Raw genomic sequence first — 13076 nt, 5'->3', positions numbered from 1 at the left:
CTACCTTAATCGCCTCTCACAGTCTGTTGCCGGGTAATATTCCAGCCCTGCCACTGGTGCTGGAAATATTGCACCAGTGTACTCTGGCTCACGCTCTCACTAAGCACGGCAAAGAACCGTGTCGCGTAGACGGGTTCCGGCGGGCGTTTCGTTTTACACAGCGTCACACCCCTGAATGGATTGCGCGGCTGTGTTACCGGTGGCTGTGCATTGCCAGGACGCGACGTATCAACCTGTGGCTCATTCAGCAGATCGCCTGGACGAACCAGCGTAATATCAGAGGGCAATGTCGGCAGCATCTGCTGCAGAACGCGAACGGTAGACGGGTGCGGGTGGCCGATAGCAATAGCCGAGCCATTGCGTCGGGCTAGCTGTACGGCGCGATTGAACTGTCCGCGGATATCCGCGTCGTTCTGGGTGTCATCGAGGAACACCTTGCGCTTTATTACCTTCACGCCTGTACCCTGCGCGGCACGCATCGCCTGGCTGTTGCCGATGGTCATGCTGTCGAGGAAATAGAGGTTATAGCGCTCCAGCGACTGCATCACTTTGAGCATCCCGTACAGGCTGGAGGTCATCGCGCTGCCCATGTGGTTGTTCAGCCCGACGGCGTACGGCACTTTATTGTAAGCATCGCGAATGATGCGATCGATCTCATCGCTGCTCATATCAGGGCGCAAAGTATCTTTTTCCAGCGGCTGCTTGCTGAGCGGTGCCATCGGCAGATGGATGAGAACCTGATGACCGCTGTTATGCGCTTTGATCGCCATTTCACGCGCGTGCGGCGCATTCGGGAGGACGGCGACAGAGATGGCGGCTGGCATCGCCAGCACCTGATTCTCGGTGTGCGGACGATAACCGAAGTCATCAATCACTATCGCGAGTTTGCCAGCGTAGACCGGTGCTGCCAGCGCCAGTGCACTGGCGAAGGAGAGAACAATTCGACGAAATTGAAGCAAAACTTATCTTCCCAACCACGGCTGTGGATTGACCGCCTGACCCTGGCGACGAATTTCGAAATAGAGTGACGGGCGGCCCTGACCGCCACTGCTGCCCACGAGGGCGATGGGTTGGCCGGCGCGCACCTGAGTACCAACGCTGACCAGTGCGCTCTGGTTGTAGCCGTAAAGGCTCATATCGCCTTTACCGTGTTCCACCACTACCACAAGCCCGTAACCCTGCAGCCAGTCGGCCAGAATCACACGGCCATCGGCGATGGCTTTTACTTCGCTACCTTCAGACGCACCGATAACTATCCCTTTCCAACGTAGTTCACCCTGCAGCTGTTCGCCATAGCGATGCAGAATTGTACCGCGCACGGGCCAGTAAGCCTGACCACGAGGGGAGCCTAAACCGCCGGTACGTGACATCAGGGAGCGTTCGCTTTCGCTTGGCTTGTAGGTCGTACCTTTGCGTGAGGCTTCCTGCTGCTTGTCGCGTACGGCCTGCGCTTCGCGGGCCTCTTTTTCGGCGCGCGCTTTCGCCGCCGCTTCCGCGCGGGCGATACTGTTACGCAGTTTCGATTCGTTGGCGCGCATTTCGCTCAGCTGGCTTTGGCCTTGCTGAATAGAGGACTCGAGACCGGAAAGGGTTTTCTTGCGCTCGTTGCGGGCCTGCTCGAGCTTCGCTTGTTGCGCCTGCTGTTCGTAGAGCAGCGTCTGTTGCTGGCTCTGCTTCTCTTCGAGCTCGGCTTTTTGCGTGGTGACCTCTTCGCGCGTCTGTTTCAGCTGCGCGATAGTCTCCTGACGCGCCTGGTTCAGGTAACCAAAGTAGGCCTGCAGACGCTGACCGCGCTGGCTCTCTTCACCGCTGAGGATCAACTGAAGGCCCGTATGCTCACCCTGGCGAAAAGCAGCATCAAGCTGTGCGGCAAGGTTGCGTTCCTGGGCATCACGCTGGCGTTCCAGTTTGGCAATCGACGCGTTCATTTCGTCGATCTGTTTATTCAACTGGGCGAGGGTGTTTTGCGTTTCACGTAATTTACGTGCGGCAGCGGAGATGGCTTCTTCCTGCTGCTTAAGCTGAGCGAGCAGAGCAGAGCGTTGTTGCTGTTGCTGGCGTACCGCACGCTCTTTCGTGGCGATATCGGCCTGAATGGATTTCAGCTGGTCACGGTCATCCGCGTGGGCGGATGCGGCGCACAGCAATACGCCAGCGCTGAGTGCGCTGGCGCAAAGCAGAGGTCTGACTGATAACCTAAGCGGCTTCACGACCCATGTGATTGAAAAAATCGCCTTTCCCCTCATGGGGAGCGATTATTCCACGATGAACAGCGGCTTACCAGTCATCTCTTCAGGGATCTCCATGCCCATCAGCGACAACATGGTTGGCGCGATGTCGGAAAGCTTGCCGCCTTCCACTGCTTTCAGTGATTTATCACCCACATAAATCAGCGGAACAGGCAGGTTGGTGTGAGCGGTGTGCGCCTGGCCGGTTGCCGGGTCGCGCATCTGTTCTGCGTTACCGTGGTCAGCGGTGATGAGCAGCTGGCCACCAACGGATTCAACCGCTTTCGCGACCTGGTCAACACAGTGATCCAGCGCTTCTACCGCTTTTACGGCGGCTTCCATCACGCCGGTATGACCCACCATGTCGCCGTTCGGGTAGTTACAGATGATGGTGTCGTATTTGCCGCTTTCGATTGCCGCAACCAGTTTTTCAGTCAGCTCGGCAGAGCTCATTTCTGGCTGCAGATCGTAGGTAGCCACTTTGGGTGAGTTAATCAGAATGCGATCTTCGCCTTTGAACGGCTCTTCAACACCGCCGTTAAAGAAGAAGGTGACGTGGGCATATTTCTCGGTTTCGGAGATACGCAGCTGTGTCTTGTCGTTCTTCGCCATCCACTCGCCGAAGGTATTGGCCAGTGATGCGGGTGGATAAGCGCATGGCGCATTGATGTCAGCGGCGTATTCGGTCAGCTGAATAAAGTCGATCTTCACCACTTTCTTACGGGTGAAACCGTCGAAATCACTGTTCACGAACGCACGGGTGATTTCACGCGCGCGGTCAGCACGGAAGTTCATGAAGATCAGCGCATCGCCGTCTTCCATGGCGGCATCAGCCTGGCCTTCAGCACGAATGACGGTTGCTTTCACGAATTCATCGTTTTCATCACGCGCGTAAGCGGCTTCCAGACCTTCCACCGCGGTCGCGAACTGGAATTCACCTTTTGCTAGCGTCATCAGGTCATAGGCCTGTTCAACGCGATCCCAACGGTTGTCGCGGTCCATTGCGTAGTAGCGCCCGATGATAGAGGCCACACGTCCTTTGCCAAGCGCGGCGAATTTGTTTTCGAAGGAGGCCAGTGAACCTTTTGCGCTGCGTGGTGGCGTATCACGACCGTCCAGGAAAGCGTGCAGATAGATTTTTTCTGCGCCGCGCTCAGCCGCCAGTTCAACCATCGCCATGATGTGATCTTCGTGGCTGTGTACGCCACCGGCGGAGAGCAGACCCATGATATGAACTGCTTTACCGGCCGCCACGGCTCTGTCCACCGCGCCGCAAAGCACTGGGTTGTTGAAGAAGGTACGTTCTTTGATTTCAACGTCCAGACGCGTCAGGTCCTGATACACGATACGACCTGCACCCAGGTTTACGTGTCCAACTTCGGAGTTGCCCATCTGACGATCTGGCAGACCCACTTCCAGCCCGGACGCATCAATCAGGGTGTGGGGACGTTTTGCCCACAGCGCGTCCATCACCGGCGTTTTGGCGTTGAAAATGGCGTTATCCTGTTGATCTTCACGGTAGCCATAGCCATCCAGAATCACCAGTACCATAGGTTTTTTAGAAACCGACATTGCGACAACCTCATGCTCAAGAGTCAAAATTTGCGTAATTTTACTACAGCTGAATCGATCAAATAGCCGCAGAAGATCAAAGAAAGCGCAGGGGCAAGGTGCTTAGCGGACGCTTTTGAGGCAATTTTTTAGGTGGCAGGCCTCAGAAAATGGATTAGGTTATGGTCGCTGGCTGTATTTGCCACAACGCACAGGTATACTCCTGTCCTGGTTTTTTTAATCACTAAGTCGGAGTAGTTACCCTCCATGCAAGAAATTATGCAATTCGTTAGCCGCCATCCGGTTCTGAGCATCGCGTGGATTGGCCTGCTGGCTGCTGTGCTGTTCACCACATTTAAAGGCCTGACGTCTAAGATTAAGGTTATCACCCGTGGTGAAGCGACGCGTCTGATTAACAAAGAAGATGCCGTCGTGGTCGATCTGCGTCAGCGTGACGATTTCCGTAAAGGTCACATTGCTGGTGCTATCAACCTGTTACCTGCTGAAATCAAAGCGAACAACGTTGGCGAGCTTGAGAAACATAAAGCCCAGCCGATTATCGTTGTTGACGCGACCGGTATGCAGGCGCAGGAATCTGCCAGCGCGCTGCATAAAGCAGGCTTCGAAAACGTAACGGTTCTGAAAGAAGGTATTTCCGGCTGGAGCGGGGAAAATCTTCCTTTGGTTCGCGGTAAATAAGGAGTTCAGTAATGGCCAATATCGAGATCTACACCAAAGCAACGTGCCCGTTCTGCCACCGTGCAAAAGCGCTTCTGAACAGCAAAGGCGTAGCGTTCAAAGAACTGCCGATTGACGGTGACGCGATTAAACGCGAAGAGATGATCCAACGTAGTGGTCGTACGACGGTTCCGCAGATTTTTATTGATGCGCAGCACATTGGCGGCTGTGATGACTTGTATGCGCTCGATGCCCGTGGTGGACTCGATCCGCTGCTGAGCTAAGAGACTTTAGGACAATTAAAAAGGGTTTTTCCATGTCAGAACAAAACAACACCGAAATGACTTTCCAGATCCAGCGTATCTACACCAAGGATGTCTCTTTCGAAGCGCCAAATGCGCCACACGTTTTCCAGAAAGATTGGCAGCCAGAGGTTAAACTTGATCTTGATACCGCATCTACCCAACTGGCGGATGATGTGTATGAAGTCGTACTGCGTGTGACTGTTACTGCCTCTCTGGGTGAAGAGACTGCATTCCTGTGTGAAGTACAGCAGGGCGGCATCTTCTCCATCGGCGGCATCGAAGGCAACCAGATGGCGCACTGCCTGGGTGCATACTGCCCGAACATTCTGTTCCCGTATGCTCGCGAATGCATCACCAGCCTGGTTTCTCGCGGTACATTCCCGCAACTGAACCTTGCGCCAGTTAACTTTGATGCGCTGTTCATGAACTATCTGCAGCAGCAAGCTGGCGAAGGTACTGAACAACATCAGGATGCCTGATGAGCACTCTTAATGCGTCAATGACTGTGATCGGTGCCGGCTCATACGGCACCGCTCTTGCCATCACGCTGGCAAGAAATGGTCACGAAGTGGTTCTCTGGGGCCACGACCCAAAACATATCGCGACGCTGCAACGCGACCGTTGCAACGTGGCGTTCCTCCCGGACGTTCCGTTCCCAGACTCCCTGCACCTTGAAAGTGACCTTGCGACCGCGCTGGCGGCCAGCCGCAACATTCTGATTGTGGTGCCGAGCCATGTGTTTGGCGAAGTACTGCGTCAGATCAAGCCGCTGATGCGCCCTGATGCGCGCATTGTATGGGCCACCAAAGGGCTGGAAGCCGAAACCGGACGCCTGTTGCAGGATGTCGCCCGCGAAGCGCTGGGTGATGACATCCCGCTGGCGGTTATCTCGGGGCCGACGTTTGCTAAAGAGCTGGCCGCTGGCCTGCCGACGGCGATCTCGCTGGCATCAACCGATCAGGCCTTCTCCGACGATCTTCAGCATCTGCTGCACTGCGGCAAAAGTTTCCGCGTTTACAGCAACCCCGATTTTATCGGCGTACAGCTGGGCGGTGCGGTGAAGAACGTGATTGCGATCGGCGCCGGAATGTCCGATGGGATTGGCTTTGGTGCCAACGCACGTACCGCACTGATTACGCGCGGCTTAACCGAGATGTCCCGCCTTGGCGCAGCACTGGGTGCCGATCCGACCACCTTCATGGGCATGGCGGGCCTGGGCGATCTGGTGCTGACCTGTACCGACAACCAGTCCCGTAACCGCCGCTTTGGCATGATGCTCGGTGAGGGCATGGATGTGAAAGGCGCGCAGGAGAAGATTGGTCAGGTGGTTGAAGGCTATCGCAATACCAAAGAAGTTCGCGAATTGGCGCACCGTTTTGGTGTCGAAATGCCAATAACCGAGGAAATTTATCAGGTATTGTATTGCGGAAAAAATGCGCGCGAGGCAGCATTGACCTTATTAGGTCGTTCGCGCAAGGATGAGCGCAGCAGTAACTAGTCGCAGGGATTCTTGTTAGCACTATGACCCGGCCAGCACAGAACTGGCCGGTCATTAACATGTCGTCTGGAGTAAGCAATGCCGTGTGAAGAACTGGATATCGTCTGGAACAATATTAAAGCTGAAGCCCGGGCTTTGGCTGACTGCGAGCCAATGCTGGCCAGTTTCTATCATGCGACGCTACTCAAGCACGAAAACCTCGGCAGCGCCCTGAGCTATATGCTCGCCAATAAACTGGCTTCCTCGATTATGCCCGCTATCGCCATTCGTGAAGTGGTGGAAGAGGCCTATGCCGCTGACCCTGAAATGATCGCTTCTGCCGCCTGTGATATCCAGGCCGTGCGCACGCGTGACCCGGCGGTGGACAAATACTCTACGCCGTTGCTGTATCTGAAGGGTTTTCATGCCTTGCAGGCGTATCGCATCGGCCACTGGCTGTGGAATGAAGGCCGCCGCGCGCTGGCTATCTTCCTGCAAAATCAGGTTTCCGTAACCTTCCAGGTGGATATTCACCCGGCCGCGAAAATTGGCCGCGGGATCATGCTTGACCACGCCACCGGCATTGTCGTCGGTGAAACCGCGGTGATTGAAGATGACGTTTCGATTCTGCAGTCGGTCACGTTAGGCGGTACCGGTAAAACCAGCGGCGATCGCCATCCGAAAATCCGTGAAGGGGTGATGATTGGCGCGGGCGCCAAGATCCTCGGCAACATCGAAGTGGGTCGTGGTGCGAAGATAGGCGCCGGTTCGGTTGTTCTACAGCCTGTTCCGCCGCACACGACTGCCGCTGGCGTACCGGCACGTATTGTCGGTAAACCAGACAGCGACAAACCGTCGATGGATATGGATCAGCATTTCAACGGTATTCACCATACGTTTGAGTATGGTGACGGTATTTAACTTCTGAGAATGGCGCCCGGGTATCCCAGCTGGCGCCATGCTTCATACACCACCACCGACACCGCATTTGACAGATTCATGCTGCGGCTGTCCGGCATCATCGGAATACGAATCTTCTGCTCAGCGGGCAGGGCATCAAGAATGGTGGCCGGCAGGCCGCGCGTTTCCGGGCCAAACATCAGATAATCACCGTCCTGATAGCGCACGGCGCTATGTGCCGGCGTACCTTTGGTGGTCAGGGCGAACATGCGCTGTGGGTTTTCGCTTTCCAGAAACGCGGCGTAATCATGATGGCGAACCACGGCCGTAAATTCATGATAATCCAGCCCCGCGCGGCGCAGACGTTTGTCGTCCCACGTAAAACCCATCGGCTCGATGATATGCAGACGAAAACCGGTGTTGGCGCACAGGCGGATAATATTGCCGGTATTCGGCGGAATTTCTGGTTCGAATAAAACGATGTTAAGCATGCTGCCCCCTTAATTGCGGGGGCAGAATAGCAGAAACCGGGCCGCTTATGCGACGCCGAGATCCTGCGAGCGGCAACGCAGCATTTTGTAGAAGGTTGCCGCGGCCGCCAGCAGAGCGGGCAGGCTAAGGATCATCAAAATGCTGTCTGCCTGCCACTGCATGGAGAGAAGCTGCGCGCTGGTCATGGTGCCCGCCACGCCACCAAAGCGGCCAATGCCCTGCATCCAGGCAATGCCCGTTGCGCGACACTCGGTAGGATAAAAGGTGGCTGCCAGCGTCTGCATTCCCGATTGCGCGCCGTTCATCGCGATCCCCATCAGGAAAATCAAGCCGCCAAACAGAGCGATATGATTATGTTCAATGCCGAGCGCCAGAATGAGCAGCATGGTCAGGACAAAGCCACCTGCGACCACTTTGTGTGCCTCCCAGCGATCCATCATCCAGCCCGCAAGAAGGATGCCTGCGGTACCGCCGAAGGTGAACAGCGAGGTAAGCCATGCGGATTCCGCGAGGGGATAGCCCATCCCCAGCATCAGTGTCGGCATCCAGCTAAGCAGAACGTAATAAATCACCAGCCCCATAAAATAGGTTACCCATAGCATCAGGGTACCAGGCAGCCAGGGCTGTGAAAACAGCTGTGCTACGCTCCCTTTTTTGGCGGCGACCCGATCCTCTGCGAGGAAGAAACCAGTGACGCCATCGAGGGTCGTGCGGGCGAAACGGCTGGTGATACGGCGGATCTGCATCATGTCTTTCCCGCGCTGCACCAGGTATTTCACCGATTCCGGTAAAAACAGCATCAGCAGCAGCGTTAATATCAGCGGTGCTATCGCGCCGGTCAGCAGTACGCTTCGCCAGCCATGATGCGGGATAAGCCAGGACGATATCGCCCCACCGCCGGCCGCGCCCAGCGGGAAGCCGCAGTACATGGTATTAATCGCCATGGCGCGACAGCGCTGAGGGGCAAACTCTGAGATGAGGGTGATGGCGTTCGGCATGGCGGCACCCAGCCCCAGGCCTGTCAGAAACCGCCATAGCGTCAGGGTGTTAAGGCTTTGTGCCCAGGCCGTCCCCAGGCTTGAAAGGCCGAAGAACAGACAAGAAAAGACCAGTACGCGCTTGCGGCCTATCCGGTCCGATACCGGGCCTGCGACCAGCGCTCCCAGCGACAGCCCGAGCAGTGCTGCGCTCAGTACCGGTCCCAGATCCTGTTTGTGTATGCCCCATTCCGCCGACAGCGTGGGCGCAATGTAGCCCATTGCTGCGGTATCGAAACCATCGATCGCCAGCACCAGAAAGCCCAGCACGATGAGCACCCAGTGAAACCCGGAAAAGGGACTGTCGTCGATCACCTGCTGAATATCCACCTGACCTGAATATCTCATACGCTCCCCTCTGATGTGATGGTGTTTTTGTGTTTTTGTGTTCTTGTATTTGCTTGTCTATACAATTGCGTGCGGCACAGGTATGTCAAATTTTCTTATCCAATATGTTACCTAGATGTTATTTTTGACAAAAAAAAGCGCCCGAGGGGAGTTCGGACGCGAGGAGAGGGGAAGGGGAATCAGACGGGCGTCAGGCTGCGTCACCCTGGGCAAGCGGTGCCAGTGCGGTGGGTAATTTACCCAACTCCTGCACCAGGGAGTCCTTGCTGATTTCGCGAATCGTTTTTGCGCCGGTCAACGTCATCGCCACTTTCATCTCTTTTTCGATCAGATTGAGCAGATTCGCCACCCCTGCCTGACCAGCCGTAGCCAGTGCATAAAGATATGCGCGTCCGAGCAATACGCTGTCTGCGCCAAGGGCAATCATACGCACCACGTCAAGCCCGTTGCGGATACCGCTGTCGGCGAGGATAGCGATATCACCTTTCACCGCATCGGCAATCGCCGGCAGTGCGCGTGCGGAAGAGAGTACCCCGTCAAGCTGACGTCCGCCGTGGTTAGAGACCACAATACCGTCAGCGCCAAAGCGCACGGCATCGCGGGCATCTTCCGGGTCGAGGATCCCTTTGATCACCATCGGGCCGTCCCAGAATTCGCGGATCCACTCCAGGTCTTTCCACGAGATGGACGGATCGAAATTATTCGCCAGCCAGCCGATGTAATCTTCCAGCCCGGTGGGTTTACCGAGATAGGCCGAGATATTCCCCAGATCGTGCGGGCGACCATTCACACCGACATCCCAGGCCCATTGCGGGTGCGTTACCGCCTGCCAGTAGCGACGCAGGGCAGCATTTGGGCCGCTCATCCCGGAGTGGGCATCACGGTAACGGGCGCCAGGCGTCGGCATATCAACGGTAAAGACCAGCGTTGAACAGCCCGCGGCTTTGGCACGCTCCAGCGCATTGCGCATAAAGCCGCGATCGCGCAGGACGTACAGCTGGAACCACATCGGACGCTGGAGGGTCGGGGCCACTTCTTCAATCGGGCAGACGGAGACGGTGGAGAGGGTAAACGGAATACCTTTGGCATCCGCTGCCCCTGCCGCCTGGACTTCACCCCGGCGGGCGTACATGCCGCACAAACCGACTGGCGCAAGGGCCACCGGCATGGAAAGCGTTTCGTTAAACAGCGTTGTCTCAAGGCTCAGCTCAGACATATCTTTCAGCACGCGCTGGCGCAGCGCCACTTCCGACAGATCTTCCACGTTGCGGCGCAGAGTGTATTCGGCATATGCCCCACCGTCGATATAGTGGAACAGGAACGGCGGCAAAATGCGCTGCGCCGCGGCGCGATAGTCACTGGCTGCTGAAATAATCATGCTTTGTTCTCCCTGGAAATATCACTGTCGCCAGGCAGACGGGTAATACGCGCCTGTCGGGCCTGATCTTCATCGAATCGTTTAATGGTGGTGTGCACGAACCCCAGATGCGCCATCATCGCTTTGCGCGCGGCCTCTGCATCCCCGGCCAGAATGGCGTTGAGTACCGCCTCGTGCTGTTCGGTCAGTTGGGCAAATACCGGCGGGACCAGATACATACGCTGGCGGCTCTGCTTCACGGAGGATTGCAACAGGTCGAAGAAACCGCGCATGGTCTGGAGCAGAACGACGTTGTGCGATGCTTCGGCAATCGCCAGATGAAACCGCACGTCCGCCTGCGAGGCGATGTCCGGGTCGCTGCTTTGGGTGGCGTCAAAGCAGGCTTTGAGCTTCTCTTTGTCGGCTTCAGTGGCCCGCATGGCCGCATGCCAGGCGGTACTGGTTTCGATGGCGTGCCGCGCTTCAATGATGTCGAAGCTGTAGTCCGGGTCGTTTTCCATCAGCGTTTTAAGCGGCTGCACGATGTTTTGCTCGGACCAGTCATCGTGCTGCCAGCGGATAAAGGTGCCGCCGCCCCGACGGCTTACCAGTACCCCTTCGCTGACCAGCGTCGCCAGCGCCTCACGCAGTGAGTTACGCGATACACCCAGTTGGGCGGCGAGCTGGCGCTCGGCGGGCAATTTCATGCCCGCTTCCAGCTGTTGTTCTTCAATCAGCGCCCGTACGCGAGAGGCAATCTCGTCGGACAGGCGTCTGGGCATGACTATCATGGGATCATCCAGGTTAAGACATAGGCCTGCAGGGTCGTGATCACCCCGACCATACAGGTGAATATCAGGCTGTGTTTCACGGTAAAGCGGAACAGGTCCGACTCTTTACCGACCAGTCCCACCGCCGCACAGGCAATGGCGATGGATTGCGGTGAGATCATCTTGCCGGTCACGCCGCCGGTAGTATTGGCGGCCACCAGAAGGATGTCCGACACGCCAATCTGCTGGGCTGCCGTCGCCTGCAGGGCCGCAAACAGGGCGTTAGATGAGGTATCTGAACCGGTCAGGAACACCCCCAGCCAGCCGAGGAACGGCGAGAAGAACGTGAAGGCGTGGCCGGTATGCGCCAGCGCAAGCGCCAGTGTCGATGACAGGCCGGAATAGTTCGAGATAAACGCGAACGCCAGCACCATGCCGATGGAGTAGATCGGCAGCATCAGTTCCTTAATGGTAGCCGCAAAAGTCTGTACTGCAGCTGCTGGCTTCATGCGTAACCACACCACAGACAGGATAGCGGCAAACAGGATTGCGGTGCCGGTTGCCGAGAACCAGTCAAATTTATACACCGCGGCATACGGCGTGGCGGCGTGCACCACGGGCGGCATACGGGCGACCATCTTGTCAAGGAACGGCACGGAGATGTTAATGACCATCTCATACAGTGCGCCGCCCGGTGCGAACAGGGCCTTAAACGGTGGAATACTCCAGAGCGTAACCGTGGCGGTCAGGAACAGGAACGGAGACCATGCGCGAATGATTTGTCCCGCGGTATAACCGGTACGTGCCAGGGTTTGATCGACGTGTGAAGCACCCATATCGGCGAAACGGAAGATGCGTACCGGCTGCCAGCGTTTCAGGAACAGCGTCAGGCAGACCAGCGACACCAGTGAAGAGATAATGTCCGGCAATTCAGGGCCGAGGAAATTCGAGCTGAGATACTGGGCAATGGCAAACGAGCCGCCAGCGACGACCACCGCAGGCCATGTCTCTTTCACGCCGCGCCAGCCATCCATAATCGCCATGATCCAGAACAGCACGATGATGGTCAGGAACGGCAGCTGACGGCCAACCATCTGGCCAATTTCAAAGCTGTCCAGACCGGTGACCTGCCCGGCGACCAGAATCGGGATCCCCATCGCACCAAACGCCACCGGTGCGGTGTTAACGATCAGACAAAGACCTGCGGCGTAAAGCGGGTTGAACCCCAGCCCGACTAACAGCGCCGCGGTGATGGCAACCGGTGCGCCAAACCCGGCCGCCCCTTCCAGAAAAGCCCCGAAGGAGAAACCGACAATCAGCATCTGCAGACGCTGGTCCGGGGTAATGGAAAGTATCGATGAGCGGATAATGTCGAACTGCCCGGTTTTCACCGAGATTTTGTAGACAAAGACCGCCGCGATGATGATCCACGCAATCGGCCACAGGCCGTAGAAGAAACCATAGACGACGGAGGCCAGCGCGCGATCGACCGGCATTTTATAGAAGAACAGTGCCACCATCAGCGCGATGGCAACGGTATACGTCGCGGCCAGGTATCCCTTCAGCTTGAGCTTAATCAGCGCAAAGAAGAAGAACAGGATCGGAAGCGATGCGATCAGGCTCGACAGCCAGATATTGCCAGCCGGATCGTAGTTTTGTTGCCAGAGGCTCATGCAGGTCTCCTGAGGACCAGACAGTCTGCGTAGCGGGTGAGTCTCCGCTCATCTCTGCGTCACAAACTGTGTAAAAGTGGTCCTGCCAATATTGTGTTGTAGGGTGAATGACAATAAATGGTTAACCAGTTGTTATGAGTCGGCAATGATTTTGTGAGGGGAATTAGTGGAATTGTGAACCAGGAAAGTGATTACCGGAAGATTGGTTGGGCCAATTTTAAGCGGTGAGGGGGGCGACGCGGTGTGGTTTTCGCCCTCTC

13 protein-coding genes are annotated in these 13076 nt (G+C 56.5%); 5 read left to right on the top strand and 8 right to left on the bottom strand.

Translation table 11 applies throughout. The annotated features are described in order from the left end of the window. Nucleotides 1–5: 5 nt before the first annotated feature. From HV157_RS13435 to gpmM, 3 genes are read right to left on the bottom strand one after another with little or no spacing between them, the layout of a single operon-like run. The gene (locus tag HV157_RS13435) at nt 6–959 is read right to left on the bottom strand and encodes a divergent polysaccharide deacetylase family protein (protein WP_014168074.1); all 954 of its coding nucleotides are present in this window, start codon (nt 957–959) and stop codon (nt 6–8) included. A 3-nt stretch (nt 960–962) separates the two neighbouring features. Next, nucleotides 963–2222: a murein hydrolase activator EnvC gene (envC, locus tag HV157_RS13430; RefSeq protein ID WP_241190114.1), complete on the bottom strand. Its 1260-nt coding sequence runs from the start codon at nt 2220–2222 to the stop codon at nt 963–965. Between the two features lie 33 nt (nt 2223–2255). Beyond that, on the bottom strand, nt 2256–3800 hold the full coding sequence (gene gpmM, locus HV157_RS13425; protein WP_063214986.1) for a 2,3-bisphosphoglycerate-independent phosphoglycerate mutase: 1545 nt from the start codon (nt 3798–3800) through the stop codon (nt 2256–2258). Nucleotides 3801–4046: 246 nt separating this feature from the next. Here gpmM and HV157_RS13420 point away from each other — a divergent pair, with 246 nt between their 5' ends. The 5 genes from HV157_RS13420 to cysE all read left to right on the top strand — a co-directional run bounded on the left by HV157_RS13420 (nt 4047) and on the right by cysE (nt 7160). Then, nucleotides 4047–4478, top strand: coding sequence for a rhodanese-like domain-containing protein (locus HV157_RS13420; RefSeq protein WP_014168077.1), 432 nt, complete (start codon nt 4047–4049; stop codon nt 4476–4478). Between the two features lie 11 nt (nt 4479–4489). Continuing rightward, complete coding sequence (gene grxC, locus HV157_RS13415) at nt 4490–4741, top strand: glutaredoxin 3 (protein ID WP_014168078.1); 252 nt, start codon at nt 4490–4492, stop codon at nt 4739–4741. A gap of 32 nt (nt 4742–4773) precedes the next feature. Continuing rightward, nucleotides 4774–5241: a protein-export chaperone SecB gene (gene secB / locus HV157_RS13410; RefSeq protein WP_014168079.1), complete on the top strand. Its 468-nt coding sequence runs from the start codon at nt 4774–4776 to the stop codon at nt 5239–5241. After that, on the top strand, nt 5241–6260 hold the full coding sequence (gpsA, locus tag HV157_RS13405; protein WP_014168080.1) for an NAD(P)H-dependent glycerol-3-phosphate dehydrogenase: 1020 nt from the start codon (nt 5241–5243) through the stop codon (nt 6258–6260). Before secB ends, gpsA begins: the two co-directional genes overlap by 1 nt. A 78-nt stretch (nt 6261–6338) precedes the next feature. Continuing rightward, nucleotides 6339–7160: a serine O-acetyltransferase gene (gene cysE, locus HV157_RS13400; protein WP_008502718.1), complete on the top strand. Its 822-nt coding sequence runs from the start codon at nt 6339–6341 to the stop codon at nt 7158–7160. Here the strand turns inward: cysE and trmL are convergent. From trmL to lldP, 5 genes are all read right to left on the bottom strand, one after another. After that, nucleotides 7157–7630 carry a tRNA (uridine(34)/cytosine(34)/5-carboxymethylaminomethyluridine(34)-2'-O)-methyltransferase TrmL gene (trmL, locus tag HV157_RS13395; RefSeq protein ID WP_014168081.1) on the bottom strand — a complete coding sequence of 158 codons (474 nt, stop codon included), beginning with the start codon at nt 7628–7630 and terminating at the stop codon, nt 7157–7159. The genes cysE and trmL overlap by 4 nt on opposite strands. A gap of 45 nt (nt 7631–7675) precedes the next feature. Beyond that, the gene (locus tag HV157_RS13390) at nt 7676–9016 is read right to left on the bottom strand and encodes an aromatic acid/H+ symport family MFS transporter (RefSeq protein WP_032679333.1); all 1341 of its coding nucleotides are present in this window, start codon (nt 9014–9016) and stop codon (nt 7676–7678) included. Between the two features lie 190 nt (nt 9017–9206). Next, nucleotides 9207–10394: an FMN-dependent L-lactate dehydrogenase LldD gene (gene lldD / locus HV157_RS13385; RefSeq protein ID WP_113656860.1), complete on the bottom strand. Its 1188-nt coding sequence runs from the start codon at nt 10392–10394 to the stop codon at nt 9207–9209. Further along, the gene (lldR, locus tag HV157_RS13380) at nt 10391–11164 is read right to left on the bottom strand and encodes a transcriptional regulator LldR (RefSeq protein ID WP_113656859.1); all 774 of its coding nucleotides are present in this window, start codon (nt 11162–11164) and stop codon (nt 10391–10393) included. Before lldR ends, lldD begins: the two co-directional genes overlap by 4 nt. Continuing rightward, nucleotides 11161–12816 carry an L-lactate permease gene (gene lldP, locus HV157_RS13375; protein WP_032680001.1) on the bottom strand — a complete coding sequence of 552 codons (1656 nt, stop codon included), beginning with the start codon at nt 12814–12816 and terminating at the stop codon, nt 11161–11163. Before lldP ends, lldR begins: the two co-directional genes overlap by 4 nt. Nucleotides 12817–13076 lie beyond the last annotated feature (260 nt).

It is taken from the genome of Enterobacter sp. RHBSTW-00318, assembly GCF_014101375.1.
In the GTDB taxonomy this organism is placed as follows: Bacteria; Pseudomonadota; Gammaproteobacteria; order Enterobacterales; family Enterobacteriaceae; genus Enterobacter; species Enterobacter ludwigii.
This window is presented reverse-complemented; position numbering and strand designations above follow the sequence as displayed.